Origin of the sequence: Frigoribacterium faeni, from assembly GCF_011761235.1 — a bacterium.
Taxonomy (GTDB): domain Bacteria; phylum Actinomycetota; class Actinomycetes; order Actinomycetales; family Microbacteriaceae; genus Frigoribacterium; species Frigoribacterium faeni_A.
Window position 1 is genome coordinate 249628 of sequence record NZ_JAAOYW010000002.1, and the last position, 17394, is coordinate 267021.

The window sequence follows — 17394 nt, forward strand, 5'->3', positions numbered from 1 at the left end:
TGGGGCCCCGGCGGCGCACGCTGGGCACGTGACCGAACTCGACGAACTCCGCGCGACCGCCCACCCGATCCGGCTGCGCCTGCTCTCGCTGCTCACGGGCGTCGCCCTCAGCGCGGCCGAGGCGGGCCGCGAGCTCGGCCTGTCGCAGGCGACCGCGAGCTACCACCTGCGGGTGCTCGAGCGCGTCGGGCTCGTCTCGGTCGTCGAGGTCGTGCGGGTGCGCGGCGGCGACGCGAAGCGCTACCGGCACCGGTCGTCGGCGGAGCCGTTCCCCCTCCGCCCCTCGCCCGCGGTCGCGGGGGGCGACGAGGAACGCGCGCAGTACGTCGAGGCGCTGGCCGACGAGCTGCGTCGCCGCTCGCGGCAGCGCGTCGCCGGCCCGCAGGTCTCGACCGACGCCGAGCTGTGGGTCGACCCTGAGACCTGGCAGCGCGTGGTGCAGCACGTCGGCCGGGCCTCCGCGGCCCTGCACGCGGCGGCGCGTCCGCCCCGCACGCCCGGCACCGTGCCGGTGTCGATGACGGCCGCGCTGTTCCCGCTGAGGCGACCGTGACCCGGGACGCAGGAGGCGCCTCCTCGGCCCCCGGGACGCGCACCGGCCGCGCCGGCCCGCTCGCGCGCCCCGCGTTCCGCTGGCTGCTCGCGGCGCGCACGACCAGCGTGCTCGGCAACGCCGTCGCCCCGATCGCCCTCGCCTTCGCCGTGCTCGACCTCACCGGGTCGGCCGCCGACCTCGGGCTCGTCGTCGCCGCGCGCTCCGTGGCGAACGTGGCGGTGCTGCTGCTCGGCGGGGTGGTCGCCGACCGGCTGCCGCGCGACGTCGTGCTCGTGGGCACGTCGCTCGCCGCCGCCGCGACCCAGGGCGTCGTCGCCGCGCTCGTGCTGACGGGGTCGGCGACGATCCCCTCGCTCGTCGTGCTGGGCGTGCTCAACGGCGCCGTCGCCGCCGTGAGCCTGCCGGCGGCGGCGGCCCTGGTGCCCGAGACGGTGCCCGTCGAGCAGCTGCGCCCCGCGAACGCGCTGCTGCGACTGGGCCTGAACGGCGGCAGCATCGTCGGCGCCTCCGTCGGGGCGGCCGTCGTCGCGGTCGTCGGGCCCGGCTGGGGGCTGGCCGTCGACGCCGCGGGCTTCGCGCTGGCCGCCCTGCTCTTCACGCGACTACGGCTGCCGCGGGGCGCTCGGGGCGAGGCGGCGGCCGCGGCCGGGCCGGGTCTCGGCTCGGTGCCCGCCGCCTCCGCGCCGTCCGTGCTCGCCGACCTGCGCGAGGGGTGGCAGGAGTTCCGCAGCCGGTCGTGGGTGTGGATCGTCGTGGTGCAGTTCGCCGTGCTCAACGCCGCCTTCGTCGGGGCGACGACCGTGCTGGGGCCCCTCGTGGCCGACCAGTCGTTCGGCCGCGCCGCCTGGGGCCTCGTCGTCGCCGCCCAGGCCGTGGGGCTGGCGGTGGGCGCGGTGCTCGCCCTGCGCTGGCGGCCCCGGCAGGCGCTCGGCGTCGGCGTCGCGCTCATGGCGGTGACGGCCGTGCCGGTCGCGGCGCTCGGCCTCGCCCCCGCGCTGCCCGTGCTGCTCGTGGCGTTCGGGCTGGGCGGGGTCGCCCTCGAGGTGTTCGCCATCGCCTGGGACCAGTCGCTGCAGACCAGGGTGCCGCGCGAGGCGCTCTCGCGGGTCTACTCGTACGACATGGTCGGGTCGTTCGTGGCCGTGCCGCTCGGCGAGGTGCTCGTCGGCCCCGCCGCCCACGTGTTCGGCACCGCCCCGACGCTCGTCGCCTGCGCGACGGTCATCGTCGTCGCGACCGCGGCGGCCGTGTCGACCCGCAGCGTGCGGCAGCTGACGGTCGAGGTGCCGGCGCCCTGACGCCGCCCGGGCGGAGGGGGCGGACGGGCACCGCCGCCCGTGCCCCCCGTTCGGGTACTGGACAGGGGGGTCTTGTTATCGGCTGGGGACGGACGTACGGTGCCGGGAGGCGACGACGACGTCGCCGGAGACGAGACGACCATGCACAGACGCACTCGGACACTCATCGCGGCAGGAGCCGCAGCCACCCTGGTGGGGACGGTGCTGCCGTCGCTGGCGGCACAGTCGGCGCCCGACCCGACCGGGAGCGACCGGCTCTCGGCGACCGCCGCCTCCTCGACGTCGCAGCAGGCGGCCGTCTGGTCGCAGGACTTCGACGGCGCCGCGGGCAGCGCGCCCGACCCGGCCGTGTGGAACCTCGAGACCGGGGGCGGCGGCTGGGGCAACGGCGAGCTGCAGAACTACACGGCCTCCCGCGCGAACTCGGCGCTCGACGGCCAGGGCAACCTCGTCGTCACCGCGAAGCGCGAGGGCGACGGCTCGTACACCTCGGCCCGGCTGACGACGCAGGGGAAGTACGCGGCCCAGTACGGGCGGGTGGAGGCGCGCATCCAGATCCCCCGCGGGCAGGGCATCTGGCCCGCGTTCTGGATGCTCGGCGCCGACCTGCCGAGCAACCCGTGGCCGGGCTCCGGCGAGATCGACGTGATGGAGAACGTCGGCTTCGAGCCGCACCGCGTGCACGGCACCGTGCACGGCCCCGGCTACTCGGGAGGCGAGGGGCTGACGAGCACCTGGCAGCACCCGCGGGGCTGGTCGATCGCCGACGACTTCCACACCTTCGCGGTCGACTGGGCACCGGGCTCGATCACCTGGTCGGTCGACGGCCAGGTGTACCACCAGGTCACCCCGGCGAGCACCGGCGGCGACCCGTGGGTGTTCGACAAGCCGTTCTTCATCGTGCTCAACGTGGCCGTGGGAGGCGCCTGGCCGGGATACCCGGACGGCACGACCCAGCTCCCGCAGCAGATGAAGATCGACTACGTGAGGGTCACCTCGCGCTGAGCCGAGGCCGGCGTCAGGGCCGGACGCGCAGCCCGTCGAGCAGGAGGCGGACCATCGCGTTCGGCGAGCCGTCCGCCGACGGAGCCCGGTGGCTGAGGTCGCCGACCGCCTGCAGCAGCTCGAGCGGGTCGACGCCGGGGCGGACCTCGCCCGCCTCGACCGCGGCGTCGAGGAGCGAGCTGATGGCGGGGCCCAGCCGGTCGCGGAAGTAGCCGGGCAGGGCGTCGAACGCCGGGTCGCCCGACCGCAGCGCGGCCGACAGCCCCTGCTTCGTCGCCACGAACGACGTGAAGCGGGTGATCCAGAGGTCGAGGGCCCGCCAGGGGGCGTGCTCGGCCAGCAGCTCGTCGGCCGCGGCCGCCGTGGCGTCGATCTCGGTCGTGAAGACGGCCGACACCAGGGCCGCCCGGTTGGGGAAGTGCCGGTAGAGCGTGCCGACGCCGACCCCCGCCTCGGCCGCGACGTCCCGCGCCGGCGCGTCGACGCCCGCCCGGGCGAAGACGGCGCGGGCCGCGACGAGCAGGGCGTCGAGGTTCTGCTGCGCGTCGGCACGCACGCGACGCGGGGCGGGAGAAGCGGACACGGAGGCACCCCTTGCGAAAGCGGAACAGTGTTCCGTATAGTCGGACGAGAGCGGAACGACGTTCCGCATCCGACTCTACAGGAGGACCCCCATGCAGCACCGCACCCTCGGCCGCACCGGCATCCAGGTGACGCCCTTCGCCCTCGGCGCCATGATGCTCGGCTCGTTCGGCAACCCGGACAGGGATGAGGGGGTGCGCATCGTGCGCCGCGCCCTCGACGCCGGGATCAACCTCGTCGACACGGCCGACCGCTACGGCGACTCGGAGGAGGTCGTCGGCGAGGCCCTCGTCGGCCGGCGCGACGAGGTCGTCCTCGCGACGAAGTTCTGGGGTCCCGTCGACGACGACGTGAACCACCGCGGCGCGTCGCGGCGCTGGATCGTCCAGGCCGTCGAGCGCTCGCTCCGCGCCCTGCGCACCGACTACATCGACCTCTACCAGCTGCACCGGCCCGACCCCGAGACCGACGTCGACGAGACGCTGTCGGCGCTCAGCGACCTCGTGCGCCAGGGCAAGGTGCGGGCCATCGGCACCTCGTCGATGCGCGGCTCGGAGATCGTCGAGGCCCAGTGGGCCTCGGAGCGACGCGGGCACGAGCGCTTCCGCACCGAACAGCCCAACTACTCGATGCTCGACCGCGAGATCGAGCGCGAGATCCTGCCCGTGGCCCAGCGGTACGGCATGGGCACCCTCGTCTACAGCCCGCTCGCGGGCGGCGCGCTCTCGGGCAGGTACCGGGCCGGCCAGGCCAACGAGAACTTCCGGGCGAGCACCGGCATGCGGCACTTCCGTGACGAGCGCCGCCTGGCCGCGATCGAGCAGCTGATCGCCCTGGCGGACGAGCTCGGGATGCCCCTCGCGCACCTCGCCATGGCCTTCACGCTCGCCCACCCGGGCGTCACGTCGGCCATCGCCGGCCCCCGCACCATGGAGCAGCTCGAGGCCACCCTCGCGGGCGCCGACGTCAGCCTGTCCGACGAGGTGCTCGACCGGATCGACCAGATCGTGCCCCCGGGCGAGAGCGTCGGCGCGATGGACATGGTCTACCGCGGCCCGGAGGTCGGCGACCCGTCGCTGCGTCGTCGCCCGGTCGGCTCGCGCTCGGCCGCCTGACTCCGGAGGGGCCGGCCCCCACGGCGGCGTGCGACGCCGCGGAGGGGGCCGGGCCGGTCAGCGGCGGGCGACGCGGTCGTCGTGCCCGACGATCGTGCGCACCGTGTCGGTCGAGATGCGGTCGTCGCGAGCGGTGCCCGTCGAGGCGGCCGCCGCCTCCTCGGCTCCCGCCCCCGTGGCGGCGGCGTGGGCCGCCTCGCCGTGGCCGTCGGCGCTCATGGTCGACTCGTCGAAGGGCGAGTCGCCGCCGAGCACGCGCTCGACCTGGCCCTTGTCGACCTCGCCGGTCCAGGTGCCGACGAGCAGGGTCGCGACCGCGTTGCCCGTGAAGTTCGTCAGGGCCCGCGCCTCGGACATGAAGCGGTCGATGCCGACGATCACGCCGACGCCGTCGACGAGGTCGGGCCGGTGCGCCTGCAGCCCGCCGGCGAGGGTGGCGATGCCGGCGCCGGTGACGCCCGCGGCGCCCTTCGACGCGATCATCATGAACAGCAGCAGCGACAGCTGCTCGCCCACGCTCAGCGGCGTGCCCATCGCGTTCGCGATGAAGAGCGACGCCATCGTCAGGTAGATCGCCGTGCCGTCGAGGTTGAACGAGTAGCCGGTGGGCACGGTGATGCCGACCACGGGCTTCGAGACGCCGAGGTGCTCCATCTTCGCGATGAGGCGGGGCAGCGCGACCTCGCTCGACGACGTCGACACGATCAGCAGGTACTCGCGGCCCAGGTACTTCATGACCCGGAAGATGTTGATGCCCGTGACGAGCTTCAGCACGGTGCCCAGCACGCCCGCGACGAAGACGATGCACGTCACGTAGAAGGCGACCATCAGCGTCGCCAGGGCGACGATGGCCGCGACCCCGGTCTCGCCGACGACGGCCGCGATGGCGCCGAAGGCGCCGATCGGGGCGACCCACATGATCATCGCGAGGATGCGGAACACGAGCACCTGCAGGTTGCGGACCCCTTCGAGGATCGTCGCGCCGCGCGCCCCCATCCGCTGCAGCGCGAAGCCGACCAGCAGGGCGACGAACAGCGTCTGCAGGATCGACCCGCTCGTCAGCGACGAGACGAGCGTCTCGGGGATGATGCCGAGCAGGAACGCGGCGGTGCCGCCGGCCTCCTCGCTCGCCGGCGCCTCGTAGCCGGTGTTGCCGACCATCAGCCCCTCGCCCGGGTGGATCAGGTTGCCGACGACGAGGCCGATGGCCAGGGCGAAGGTCGACATGGCGATGAAGTAGCCGAGGGCCAGGCCGCCGACCTTGCCCACCGTCGCGGCCTTCGCGATCGAGCCGACCCCGAGCACGATGGTGCAGAAGATCACCGGCGCGATCATCATCGAGATGAGCGACACGAAGGCGGTGCCGATCGGCTTGAGCTGCACCGCGACGTCGGGCGCGGTCAGGCCGACGAGGATGCCGGCCCCCACCGCGACGATGACGGCGATGTAGAGCCAGTGCGACTTCTCGATGCGCCGGAGGCGCGCGAGGGGACGACGGGGAGGCTCGCCCGACGAGGCGGTGCGGCCGGGGCCGTCGGGGCGGTCGCTGCCGTCGGGGCGGGGCGTTCGGGCGGAGGGCGTCTTTGCCATCGGTCGTTCCTCGTGCTGGTGACCGGGACGACGTCGTCGACCGGTCGGCGGGGTGGTCGGGCCATCTTGATCGGCCCGGGCGGCCGGCACGAGGTTGCGTTCATAGTGTTCGCGGCCGCGACGGCCCGCGCGGGGCGTCGGGGCGTCGGGGCGTCGGGGCGTCGGGGCCTGCGTCGACCGTCGGCGTCGGGGGCGGTCGCTAGGGTGTCGCCATGACCGACGACGCCGTGCCCCAGAAGACCGTCCAGCTGCGCCGCTACGAGCTCGCCCCCGGGGTGCTCGACGACTTCGTCGCGTGGTTCACCTCCCGGCTGGTGCCGGCCCGCACCTCCTCGGGCTTCACGGTCGAGTTCGCCTACGCCGACCGCGAGGTCGACGAGTTCACCTGGGCCGTCAGTGCGCCCGGCGACGCCGAGGCGTTCCTCGCGCTCGAGGCCGACTACCTGGCCTCCGACGCGCGGGCCTCCGCGTTCGCGGGCGAGCCGCAGCGCGTCGCCGTGTCGCACGTGCGGCTGGTCGAGCCCGTCGTCTGAGGTCGGGGCGGGCTTCCCGTCCCGCCTGTCCTGCCCGTCCTGCTGTTCGCCCGCCGACGCCCGCCCGCACCGTCGCGAGAGGAGTCCTCGATGCGTCGTTCCTCCATCGCCGCGCGGCTCTTCGCGCTGCAGGTCGTCGGCGTCGTCGTGCTCGCCCTCGTCGCGGGCGCCTGGCAGTGGACGAGCGCCCGCACCGACACCGAGCGCGCCGCCGCGGCGCGCTGCACCGCCCTGGCGACGTCGATCGCCGACAACCCGTTCGTGCTCGAGGCGCTCCGCTCCGACGACCCGTCCGCCGAGCTCGAGCCGTACGCGCTCGACCTCATGCGCGACACCGACACCGACTTCGTCACCGTCATGACGCCCGACCGCACCCGCCTGACGCACCCCGACCCGGCCGAGATCGGGCGACCCTTCATCGGCACGATCGAGCCTGCCCTCGAGGGCCGTGCGTTCAGCGAGACCTACGCGGGCACGCTCGGGCCCTCGGTCCGCGCCGTCGTGCCCGTCCGTGACGAGGGCGGCTCGATCGTCGCCCTCGTGGCCGCGGGCGTGACCGTCGACAGCGTGTCCGCGGCCCTGAGCACGCGCCTCCCCCTGCTCGTGGGCGGGGCGCTCGCGACCGTGGCCCTCGGGGCGCTGGCGGCGTGGCTGCTCAGCCGCCACCTCCGGCGCGTGACCCGCGGCCTCGGCGCGGAGGAGCTCGGCCGGGTCAGCGACCACCACGAGGCCGTGCTGCACTCGGTCGGCGAGGGGCTCGTGCTCGTCGACGACCGGGGACGCCTCACCCTGGCGAACGACCACGCCGCCGCGCTGCTCGAGGAGCCCGCGCTGGCCGCCGACGTCGCGCGGCGGCCCGTCCCCGTCGCCGAGCTCGACCTGCCCGCCTCGCTGGCCGAGCTGCTGCGCGGCGGCGGCGAGGCCCAGGACGAGGTGCACGTCGCCGGCGACCGCGTGCTCGTCGTCAACCAGCGCGTCGCGGCGGCCCCGGGCACGGCGCGGGCGCGCACGGGCGCGGGCCGCCGCCTCGGGACGGTCACCACCCTGCGCGACCACACCGAGCTGCGGCAGCTGACCGACGAGCTGCGCACCATGAGCACCCTGTCGGAGGCCCTGCGGTCGCAGACCCACGAGTTCGCCAACCGGCTGCACACGATCGTCGCGCTGATCGAGCTGGGCCGTGCCGACGAGGCCCTCCGCTTCGCGTCAGACGAGCTCGACCTCGGCCAGGTCCTCGCCGACCAGGTGGTGGCGGCGGTGGACGAGCCGGTGCTCGCCGCGCTGCTGCTCGGCAAGAGCGCCCAGGCGCGGGAGCGGGCCGTCGACCTCAGGCTGCACGTCTCGCCCGACTTCGGCACGCCGCGGGTGCCGGTCCGCGACCTGGTCACCGTCGTCGGCAACCTCGTCGACAACGCCCTCGACGCGGCGGCGCCCCGGGCTCGTGCCGGGGCCGACGCGGCAGGCCACGTGGGGCAGGGGCCGGCCGAGCCGGGGCTGGCCGAGCCGGGCCTGGGCGCGCAGAGCCCTGCTCGCGCGGTCGTCCGGGTCGCCCTCGAGCGCCCGGCGCCGGGGCTCGTCCGCGTCGCCGTCTCCGACACCGGCCCCGGGCTGCCCGAGGGCCGGGACGTGTTCCTCCGCGGGGTGAGCACCAAGGCGGCGGGCCCCGAGGGGCGCGGCATCGGCCTCGCGCTCGTCGCCCAGGTCGCGCGGCGGGCGGGCGGCACCGTCGACGCCCGCACGACGCAGGACGGCACCACGATCACCGTCGAGCTGCCCGACGACGACGAGGGGCAGGTGCGGTCGTGACCGGCGCCTCCTCGTCCCGGCCCCCGGCCGCTCCCCCGGTGCGCGTGCTCGTCGTCGACGACGAGCCGCTCACGGCCGAGGCCCACGGCGCGTACCTCGCCCGCCTCGACGGGTTCGAGCTCGTCGGCGTCGTGCACGACGGCCGGTCCGCCCTCGACCGGCTGCGGCAGCCCGACGTCGACCTCGTGCTGCTCGACCTGACGCTGCCCGACATCCACGGACTGCAGCTCTGCCGGGCGCTGCGCGCGGCGGGCTCGACGGTCGACGTCGTGGCGATCACCGCCGTGCGCGACGTCGCCGTCGTCAAGAGCGCGGTCTCGCTCGGCATCGTGCAGTACCTGATCAAGCCGTTCACGTTCGCGACCTTCGCCGAGCGGCTCGCCGGCTACCTCGCGTTCCGCCGCGGGCTCGACCAGGGCGAGGGGCAGGTGACCCAGTCCGAGGTCGACGCCAGCCTGGCCACGCTGCGCACCGCGACGACGCCCGCGCTCGCCAAGGGCATCGCCCCCGAGACGCTGGCCGCCGTGGTCGAGGCGCTGCGCTCGGCGTCGACGGCGGCGTCCGTGTCGGCGTCGGCATCGACGTCGGCATCCGAGGCCTGGGCGCGACCGCCGGCCGACGACGCAGCGGACGTCGACCCCGACGACGGCGCGACCACCCCGCGAGGAGGCGCGCTCTCGGCCGGCGAGGTCGCCGCGGCCGTCGCGGTCTCGCGCGTCACCGCCCGCCGCTACCTCGAGCACCTCGCCGACGCGGGCCAGGTCGACCGCGTGCCCCGCTACGGGGCGCCGGGCCGCCCCGAGCACGAGTACCGCTGGCGCTGAGGTGCCCCGCCGCCCGGCCGCCGGCGCGGCGCACGACGAACCCCGTTCCATTCAGGGAACCACCGAGCAACGGGGTTCGTTGAACGGAACGTGGTTCACAACGGGATCGCCGGGTGCCGGGTGCCGGGTGCCGGGCACCGGGAGCCGGACACCGGGCACCGGGTGCCGGGCACGGAGCCAGGCGCCGCCGCTACGCCCGGGGCACCCGCACGGTCAGCCCGCCCGGCTCGACCCAGGTGCGGAACCCGGTCGCGACGCCGAAGCCGTCGCCGTCGACCTCGATGTCCTCGGGGCTCTTCAGCGACACCTCGATCTGCTTCGCCTTGACGTAGCGCAGGGCCTCGTTCTCGGTGCCCGGCAGCTTGTCGGCGAAGGGCAGGCGGCGCACGACGCCGTTCTCCCAGAACACCTTGTAGAGGATGTGCGCCCAGCCGCGCACGCCCTTCGGGCGCAGCAGCAGGATGTCGAACAGGCCGTCGTCGATGGCCGCGTCGGGCAGCAGCACGATGTTGGCGGGCAGGGCGCCGCAGTTGCCGACGATGATCGTGTGGGCGCGCATGTCGCGCTGCTGGCCGCCGTCGATCCGGTAGCGGAAGACGAGCTGGTTCTCGTCGCGCAGCGTCGCGGCAAGGGCCTTGACGTAGGCGAGCCAGCCGACCTTCTTCTTGAGGTCGTCGTCGGTGTTCGCGAGCATCTTCGCGTCGATGCCGAGACCGGCCATGACGACGTAGACGTGCTCGCTGGTCGAGCCGTCCTCGCGGCGGATCTCGAGCATGCCGAGGTCGATCTCCCGGTCCTCGCCGCCGAACGCGGTGTCGAGCGAGTTGTCGAGGTCCTCGAGGGTCAGCTTGAGGTTGCGGGCGAGCAGGTTGCCCGTGCCGCTGGGCAGCAGGGCGAGCGAGGCGCCGGAGTCGTGCACCGCCTCCGCCACCGCCCGCACGGTGCCGTCGCCGCCGGCCGCGATGACCATCGTCGCCCCGGCGTCGAGCGCCTCGCGGGCGGGGCCCTGGCCCGCGTCGTCCTCGCTGGTCTCGAACCAGAGCGTCGTGCCCCAGCCGGAGGCGCCCTCGGCTCGGGCGACCGCGGCCTTGACGGCGTCGAGGTCCACCTTGATCGGGTTGTAGACGACGGCCGCGACGCGCGTGCCCGTGCCGGGGGCGCCGGTCGAGGAGGCGGCGGTCTCGTCGGCGCCGGACGTCGCGGAGGACGTCGGGTCGGTGTCTGTGCTCACCCGTCGATGATGGCACCGCGCCGCCGCGCACGGTCGGGCCCGCGGAGGACTGCGTTCTGTGCACAGTTCAGGGACCCGGCCGGGCTGGGTCCTGAGCCGTGCACGAGTCAGGAGCGCGCCTCCTGAGCCGTGCGGATCCAGGACTCGTGTTCCTGAACGAGGAGAGGGGACGGGGCTCGGCGATCCGGGCGGGGCGGGAGCCGAGGAACGGCGGGGCGGGAGCCGAGGAGGGGCGGGTCAGGCCCCGAGGGAGGGCACCGTCGCCGTCGCGATGTCCGTGCCGTCCGCACCGCGCACCTCGACGGCGACGACGTGCTCGCGCAGCACCGCCGCGTTCATCCGGCAGTCGATCGTCACGTCGGTGCCGAGGAACGTGCCCGACTCGTGCTCGACGCCCGCGTCGTCGACGACGACGACCGAGAACGCGTCGCCGACCGGCAGGCCGTCGACGCTGAGCACGGTCTCGGTGCCCCAGGTGTGGGCGACGAGGTCGCCGTCGACGGCGACGCCCGAGGGCTCCCCCGCGAAGGCCACGTGCTCGACGGCGCCGAGCGTGCCGGGCGGACCGGCGACGGGGGCGTCGCGCACGGTCGTGGCGAGCACGCCGCCGCCGACCCCGACCGCGACGCAGGCGGCCGCGCCGGGCACGGCGAGCGCCGCACGCCGCGCACGGCGGGGGCGCAGGGGCACGAGGGGGGCGACCGGCGCGACGTCCGGCGCCGCCGCGACGCCCGACGCGACCGGCGCGCCCGACGCTGCGGGCGCCTCCTCGGCCCGACCCTCGCGGGCCACGGCGGACTCGACGCGGTCGCGCAGGTCGTCGCCGGCCACGGCGTCGTGCCAGGCGCCGACGGGCCGGAGGCGGGCCACGACCCCGCCCAGCGAGGCGATCTCGTCGTCGACGGTCGGGTCGACGGCGCGCAGCGCGTCGAGCTCGACGGCCTCGGCGGGCGACAGGTCGGAGGCCAGTGCGGCGGCGATCAGCTCGGCGCGGCGGTCGGCCGAGGTGTCGGGAGCAGGGTCGGTCACGAGCGGTTCTCCCCGTCGTCGAGGTGGCTGCGGAGGGCGCGCAGGGCGTAGAAGCACCGCGTGCGGAGGGTGGCGACCGGGACGCCCGAGACGTCGGAGAACTCCTGGTAGCTGAGCCCGGTCAGGTGGACGGCGACGACGACCTCGCGGTGCTCGTCGCTGAGCCGTGCGAGGCCCTCGACGATGCCGAGCCGGTCGAGCGGGTCGGCGGCGGGCGCCGCCTGCTCGGGCGCCTGGTCGTCGGGGACGAGCTGCGGCGTGCGCTGCCGGGCGCGGTGCACGTCGAGCACGACGCGGCGCTCGATGGCGAAGAGCCAGGTGCGCGCACCGCCGCGGGCGGGGTCGTACGAGGCGCGGGCACGCCAGGCGCGGAGGAACGTCTCCTGCACGCAGTCCTCGGCCAGGGCCCGGTCGCGGAGAGCGTTGACGGCGAACCCGAGCAGGGCCGAGCCGTGCTCGGCGAAGGCGGCGGACACGTCCAGGCCCGTCGTCGTCCCGCCCATGCGGCTCCCCTCGTACGTGTCGGGACGCGTCATCACGAGCGGCATCCGGCTCCCCTCACCCTACGGACATCGAGACGGTCGCCTCACGGGGAGTACGCCGAGGAGGCGCCGGGCGTTCATCCGGGACCGGTCCCGTCCGCCGCCCCGCACCTCCTCGGATCTTTCTCGGCTCGGCGGTGAACGCGCGGGCCCCGTCGCTCGTAAGGCCCTCCGACACGTGTCGTCCGCCTGGGCGGCACCCACGAGAGGCAGAGGAAGCATGACGATGAAGCGTTCCGTCCGACACCTGACCATCGGAGGCGCGGCCGCGGCCGCCGCCACCCTGATCGTGGCCTCGCCCGCCGCGGCCGAGACCACCGTGCCCGAGCCGAGCTCGTTCACCAGCGCGTTCACCGTGATGGCGACGCCGGACCAGGTGATCAACAACGACGGCGTGGCCGTCGCCGGCGAGCCCGGAGCCACCGGCACCTTCGACTTCCGGATCAACTCGGACACCGAGGTGATCTGCTACGACATCACCCTCACGGGCGTCACGGGCGACTACCAGAGCCCCGCCAAGACGGCGACGCACATCCACCAGGCCGCCGCGGGCAAGGCCGGGCCGCCGCGCATCGCGTTCCCGAACCCGACCGACGCCGACGGCGACGGCGTGCGCGAGGCGAGCGGCTGCCTGCAGGGGCCCTTCACCACCGGCGTCACGAGCGACGCGGGCACCGACACCGGCGAGGGCTTCACCCTCGCGCAGATCGAGGCCGACCCGGCCGGCTTCACCGGCGACTCGCACACCGCGGCCTTCGCCGCGGGCGTGGTGCGCGGCCAGCTGACCCAGGTGCCGGTCGGCGGCGTCGACACCGGTGCGGGCGGGGCGGCCTCGGCCGTGTCGTCGACCTCGGACGGCGGTGCCCTCGTCGGCGCCGCGGCCGTCGGCGGGCTCGTGCTCGCGGGCGCGACCGGGCTCGTGCTGCGTCGTCGGGCCGCCGCGCGGGCATGAGCCTGCGGGCGGGGTCGGCTCGGGCCGGCGTGGGCCGGGCTCGCGTGGCTCGGGCTCCGGTGGCTCGGGCCGGCGCCGGGCTGGCGGTCGCGCTGACCGCTGCCCTGCTGCTGACGGGGTGCACGTCGGGCACGACGGGGCCGACGCCGACGGGCGGCGTGGGTGCGGGGGCGGAGCCGAGCGCTCCTGCCTCGGTGCCCGCGCCTCCTGCGACGTCCTCGCCCGAGCCGGCCGCGCCCGTGGCGGCGGTCGGTGCTGAGCCCGCCCGGGTCTCGGTGCCGGCCATCGACCTGGACGAGCCGCTGATCGGCCTCGGCATCGCCGAGGGCGGCGCCATGGAGGTGCCCGTCGACGCCGACGAGGTGGGCTGGTTCACGGGAGGCGGTCGTCCGGGAGGGCGTGGCCCGACCGTGATCGCCGCCCACGTCGACTCGACGACGGGGCCGGCGGTGTTCTTCCGGCTGTCGGAGCTCGTGCCCGGCGACGAGGTCACGGTCACGACCGTCGAGGGCACGGCCGTGCGCTACGTGGTCGACGAGGTCGTCGACGTGCCCAAGGCCGAGTTCCCGACCGCCCGGGTCTTCGGCGCCCGCCCGGGCGACGAGCTGCGCCTGATCACGTGCGGCGGGGTCTTCGACCCGGGCTCCGGCCACTACGACGAGAACCGGGTCGTCTTCGCGTCGCCCGCCGGGTGAGCCCGCAAGGCCGAGGGCGGGTCCCCCGGTGCGAGGGCGGGTCGCGATCGACCCGCCCTCGGCCCGGAGGACCCGCCCTCGGCGGATCGGCGGCGCGGCGGCCGTGGGGTCAGCGGCGGCGTGCCTGACGGTGCGCCGCGACCACGAGGCCGGTGCCGACCAGGGCGAACAGCAGCGCGATCAGCGCCGGCGCCAGGGGCTCGTCACCCGTGAAGGCGAGCGACGAGTCGTCGTCGGAGCGGTCGCCCTGACGAGCGGCCGCGGGGGCCGCGGACGCCTGCGTGGTCGGCGCGACGGTGGTCCCGGCGGGCGTCGTCGCGGAGGGCGTCGTCGCGGAGGGCGTCGTCGTCACCGGCGTGGTGCCGGCGGGCACCGTCACGGGCGTCGTGTCGGCGGGGACCGTCGTCACCGGGGGCGTGGTGGCCGGCGGCGTCGTGACGGGGGGCGTCGTCTCCGGGGGCGTGACCACCGGCGGGTTGTCGGCGGGCAGCGTCGGGGGCGTGGTCACGGGGGGCGTGGTCTCCGGCGGCGTCTCCACCGGCGGCGTGGTCACGGGCGGGGTCGTCTCCGGCGGCGTTACGACCGGGGGCGTGGTCTCGGGGGGCGTGGTGACGGGGGGCGTGGTGACCGGGGGCGTGACCTCGGTGCCGTCCGCCTCGCCGCCGGCGCTGGCCTGACGGGTGACCGACTGGGCGGGGTACGTCAGGGGCGCGCCGCCGGCCGTCCGCGTGAGCACCGTCACGGCGCTGTTGCTGAAGCTCTGCGCAGCGCCCGTGCCGGTCGCGGCCGCGAGGTCGACGGGGGCGATCAGGCGGTAGAAGTGGCTGCTCGCGGCGACGGGCCACGTGACCGTGACCTTGTCCGGAGCACAGGTGACCGAGCCCGCGGGCAGCGTCAGCGCCTTCGAGGTGTTCGGGACGTACAGCCCGGCGGCGTCGGCCTGTCGGTCCTGGAAGCTCAGCGCGTCGCAGGCGAAGGTCCACGTCTGGCCGGCGGGCCGGGTGTCGGTCGTCGTGGCCGTCGCGAACGGGCCGACGGGGGTGTCGATGCGGTACTCGAGGGCGCGCTGCGGGTTCACACGGCCCTGGTCGGAGCGGGTGAAGACCCCGTACTTCGAGGCGTTGAGGTGGCTGCCCACCGGGCCCCGGGGCGTGATCTCCGTCGTGAAGGCCTCGCCGTCCAGCACCTGCGAGGTGAAGGGGGTGGTGACGCCCGACGGGGTCGTGGCCGCGTCGAACGACGACTCGATGTAGGCCGAGCCGCTGACGTTCGAGTGCGTCTCGACGAAGCCGGTGAAGGTGACGACCAGGCGGTAGCTCGCGGGCGTGGTGCCCGACGCCGGCGTGGTCACGACGACGGCGTTCGCGACGACCTCGTCGCTGGCCGTGTCGATCACCGGGAACGTCTGCGGCAGGTCCTTCAGGCGCGGGCTCAGCTGCACGGTGAAGCTGTCGCCCGCGACCGTGCCGGCCGGCACGGTGAAGTCGAGCGTCGTCTTGACCTGCGCGCCCTGCTCCGGGGTGGTGGGGCTGACGACGATGTCCGTGACGGCGCTGGGCATGTTCTGGCCGGCGCGCGGCGACACCGCGGTCGAGTCGCCCGTGACGGGGCCGGCGGCGGACGCCGGGGCCGCGACGCCGAGGGCGAGGCCCCCGGTGGCGAGCGCCAGGGCGACGGCCGCGGCGAGGCCCGCACGGCGACGAGGCCGGTGCAGGGACGAGGAGGCGGCGGGCGCCTCCTGCAGGGAGGTCAGGGCAGGCTGGACGGGCGGATCGGCGACGATCCGGGGGTTTCTGGGCATTCGGGTGCTCTCTGTCGGGGGCCCGCTCGGGTGGGGGCGACGGCGCGACGAGCCACGGTGTCGCCGGTGGGTGGCCGACGAGGTCGTTCGGGTGGGGCTCGGCGCGGACGATGCCGCGGGACGTTGAAATCTAACCCCCCGGACGGGGGTCCCGGCACGTCCGGCCTCGATGCTCACCCGTATCGCGTACGAATCCACCCGTGGCGGGTGAGGCCGACGTGGCGGAGGATGAGAGGCGCGGAGGGGCGGGGATCAGCGGTAGTGCAGCTCGCCGCGCGCCGCCTTCTCGACGACGTCGCTGACGCGTGCCGCGCGCACCGCGGGCGTCTTGATCGACTGCAGCCGGAAGAGCACCCGGAAGCGCTCGGTCTTGGTCAGGCCGGCGAAGAACGCGGCCGCCGCCGGCTCGGCGTCGAGCGCGGCCTGCAGGTCGTCCGGGACGCGGGCGTCGCGCTGGCGGTAGGCGGCGTCCCACCGGCCGTCGGCCTTGGCGCGCTCGACCTCGGCGAGCCCCGCCGGCCGCATGCGCCCCTCGGCGACCAGCCGGGCGACGTGCTCGCGGTTGACCTGCGACCACGGGCTCGCGCGCCGCCTCGGCTGGAACGCGGTCAGCACGTGGTCGTCGTCGAGCCGGGCGGTCTGCCCGTCGATCCAGCCGTGGCAGAGCGCCACGTCGAGCGCCTCGGACCAGGTCATGCCCGGGGGCCGGCTCGTCTTCTTGCGCAGCTTCAGCCGCACCCCGACGACGTCGTCGGTGGCGGACAGCCACGCCTCCCACTGCTCGACCGTGAACTCGACCACGGGCTTGTCGGCGACGCTGACCATGCGGCGAGGGTAGCGCCCGCCCCCGTCAGCCGCGACCGGCGTCGAAGACGTGCAGCCCCAGCTCGCGGCTGAGCCTCTCCATCAGCAGGGCCCCGCGCACGCTCGTGCCGAGCTCGTCGAGCCGCGGGCTGTACGAGGCCGCGCCGAGGCGGCCGGGCGACGACAGCACCAGCGCGCCCGAGACGCTCGACTTGGCCGGCACCCCGACGCTGCGCATCCACCGCCCCGACCCGTCGTAGACGCCGCAGGTCGCCATGACCGACACCACGTCGCGGGCGACCGCCGCCGACACGACCTGCTCGCCGGTGACCGGGTTGCGACCGCCCAGGGCGAGCGTGGCGCCCATCACGGCGAGCGCCTCCGCGTCGACGAGCACGGCACAGGCGCGGGCGTAGGCCGAGACGGCGTCGTCGGCCCCGACGTGCAGCGTGCCCTCGGACCGCATCAGGTGGGCGAGGGCGTGGTTGCGGTCGCCGAGCAGTATCTCGGACCCGGCCACGTCGTCGTCGACCTCGAGGTCGCGCCCGGCGAACGACGCCAGCCCGCGCACGATGCGCTCGGCCCGGCCGTCGGCGTCGCCGCCGTCGACGAGCGCGGCCGTCAGCAGGGCGCCGGCGTTCACCATGGGGTTGGGCGGCCGGCCCGTGCCGCCCTCGAGAACGATGGCGTCGAAGGCCTCGCCGGTGGGCTCGATGCCGACGGCGTCGACGGCCTCCCCGTCGGTGTCGACGAGCGCGAGGGCGAAGAGGAACGGCTTGACCGCCGACTGGATCGAGAACGCCTGCCGGGAGTCGCCCGCCGCCCGCACCTCGCCGTCGGGCGTCGCGAGCGCGAGACCGAGCAGGGCCGGGTCGGCCTCGGCGAGCCGCGGCACGCTGTCGTCGACCTCGCCGCCGTCGCGGTCGCGGACGCCCTCGATCAGGGCCGCGAGCCGCGCGCCCAGGTCGTCCGAGGAGGTGCGGGTCGAGGAGTCGGGAGAGGTCACCTCCCCATCCTCCCGCGACGCGTCG

The 17394-nt window shown here is 75.5% G+C and carries 17 protein-coding genes; 9 read left to right on the forward strand and 8 right to left on the reverse strand.

The features are described from left to right. Positions 1-28: 28 nt before the first annotated feature. The 3 genes from FHR78_RS15615 to FHR78_RS07595 all read left to right on the forward strand — a co-directional run bounded on the left by FHR78_RS15615 (position 29) and on the right by FHR78_RS07595 (position 2859). Positions 29-553, forward strand: a complete 525-nt coding sequence (locus FHR78_RS15615; protein ID WP_166759927.1) for a helix-turn-helix domain-containing protein — start codon at positions 29-31, stop codon at positions 551-553. After that, positions 550-1854: an MFS transporter gene (locus tag FHR78_RS07590; RefSeq protein WP_166759928.1), complete on the forward strand. Its 1305-nt coding sequence runs from the start codon at positions 550-552 to the stop codon at positions 1852-1854. Before FHR78_RS15615 ends, FHR78_RS07590 begins: the two co-directional genes overlap by 4 nt. A gap of 141 nt (positions 1855-1995) precedes the next feature. Next, positions 1996-2859 (forward strand): glycoside hydrolase family 16 protein, encoded by an 864-nt coding sequence (locus FHR78_RS07595; RefSeq protein WP_166759929.1) that lies wholly within the window; start codon positions 1996-1998, stop codon positions 2857-2859. Positions 2860-2872: 13 nt separating this feature from the next. On the opposite strand, the gene FHR78_RS07600 is transcribed toward FHR78_RS07595, so the two are convergent. Next, the gene (locus FHR78_RS07600) at positions 2873-3442 is read right to left on the reverse strand and encodes a TetR/AcrR family transcriptional regulator (RefSeq protein WP_347878113.1); all 570 of its coding nucleotides are present in this window, start codon (positions 3440-3442) and stop codon (positions 2873-2875) included. A gap of 91 nt (positions 3443-3533) precedes the next feature. On the opposite strand from FHR78_RS07600, the gene FHR78_RS07605 reads away from it, so the two are divergent. Next, positions 3534-4556, forward strand: a complete 1023-nt coding sequence (locus tag FHR78_RS07605; RefSeq protein WP_166759931.1) for an aldo/keto reductase — start codon at positions 3534-3536, stop codon at positions 4554-4556. A gap of 57 nt (positions 4557-4613) precedes the next feature. Here FHR78_RS07605 and FHR78_RS07610 read toward each other — a convergent pair whose 3' ends face one another. Further along, positions 4614-6146 carry a cation:dicarboxylate symporter family transporter gene (locus tag FHR78_RS07610; protein ID WP_166759932.1) on the reverse strand — a complete coding sequence of 511 codons (1533 nt, stop codon included), beginning with the start codon at positions 6144-6146 and terminating at the stop codon, positions 4614-4616. A 212-nt stretch (positions 6147-6358) separates the two neighbouring features. Here FHR78_RS07610 and FHR78_RS07615 point away from each other — a divergent pair, with 212 nt between their 5' ends. The 3 genes from FHR78_RS07615 to FHR78_RS07625 all read left to right on the forward strand — a co-directional run bounded on the left by FHR78_RS07615 (position 6359) and on the right by FHR78_RS07625 (position 9309). Further along, on the forward strand, positions 6359-6679 hold the full coding sequence (locus FHR78_RS07615; protein WP_166759933.1) for a hypothetical protein: 321 nt from the start codon (positions 6359-6361) through the stop codon (positions 6677-6679). A 90-nt stretch (positions 6680-6769) separates the two neighbouring features. Further along, positions 6770-8485, forward strand: coding sequence for a sensor histidine kinase (locus FHR78_RS07620; protein WP_166759934.1), 1716 nt, complete (start codon positions 6770-6772; stop codon positions 8483-8485). Beyond that, a complete protein-coding gene (locus tag FHR78_RS07625; RefSeq protein WP_347878114.1) occupies positions 8482-9309 on the forward strand; it encodes a response regulator in 828 nt (275 codons plus the stop codon). Before FHR78_RS07620 ends, FHR78_RS07625 begins: the two co-directional genes overlap by 4 nt. 190 nt (positions 9310-9499) lie before the next feature. On the opposite strand, the gene FHR78_RS07630 is transcribed toward FHR78_RS07625, so the two are convergent. The 3 genes from FHR78_RS07630 to FHR78_RS07640 all read right to left on the reverse strand — a co-directional run bounded on the left by FHR78_RS07630 (position 9500) and on the right by FHR78_RS07640 (position 12117). After that, on the reverse strand, positions 9500-10540 hold the full coding sequence (locus tag FHR78_RS07630; protein ID WP_166759935.1) for a diacylglycerol kinase family protein: 1041 nt from the start codon (positions 10538-10540) through the stop codon (positions 9500-9502). 237 nt (positions 10541-10777) lie between these two features. Continuing rightward, complete coding sequence (locus tag FHR78_RS07635; protein ID WP_166759936.1) at positions 10778-11569, reverse strand: hypothetical protein; 792 nt, start codon at positions 11567-11569, stop codon at positions 10778-10780. Next, positions 11566-12117, reverse strand: a complete 552-nt coding sequence (locus FHR78_RS07640) for a sigma-70 family RNA polymerase sigma factor (protein WP_166759937.1) — start codon at positions 12115-12117, stop codon at positions 11566-11568. Before FHR78_RS07640 ends, FHR78_RS07635 begins: the two co-directional genes overlap by 4 nt. Before the next feature lie 220 nt (positions 12118-12337). On the opposite strand from FHR78_RS07640, the gene FHR78_RS07645 reads away from it, so the two are divergent. Both FHR78_RS07645 and FHR78_RS07650 read left to right on the forward strand, forming a co-directional pair. After that, positions 12338-13063, forward strand: a complete 726-nt coding sequence (locus tag FHR78_RS07645; RefSeq protein ID WP_243862269.1) for a CHRD domain-containing protein — start codon at positions 12338-12340, stop codon at positions 13061-13063. A gap of 59 nt (positions 13064-13122) precedes the next feature. Further along, positions 13123-13758: a class F sortase gene (locus FHR78_RS07650; RefSeq protein ID WP_347878115.1), complete on the forward strand. Its 636-nt coding sequence runs from the start codon at positions 13123-13125 to the stop codon at positions 13756-13758. Between the two features lie 109 nt (positions 13759-13867). Here the strand turns inward: FHR78_RS07650 and FHR78_RS07655 are convergent, their stop codons facing one another. The 3 genes from FHR78_RS07655 to glsA form a co-directional block, all read right to left on the reverse strand. Next, entirely contained in the window at positions 13868-15559 is a 1692-nt protein-coding gene (locus FHR78_RS07655; protein ID WP_166759940.1) for an Ig-like domain-containing protein, read from the reverse strand. Between the two features lie 252 nt (positions 15560-15811). After that, positions 15812-16384, reverse strand: coding sequence for a YdeI/OmpD-associated family protein (locus FHR78_RS07660; RefSeq protein ID WP_166759941.1), 573 nt, complete (start codon positions 16382-16384; stop codon positions 15812-15814). Between the two features lie 25 nt (positions 16385-16409). Beyond that, entirely contained in the window at positions 16410-17369 is a 960-nt protein-coding gene (glsA, locus tag FHR78_RS07665; protein WP_166759942.1) for a glutaminase A, read from the reverse strand. Positions 17370-17394 lie beyond the last annotated feature (25 nt).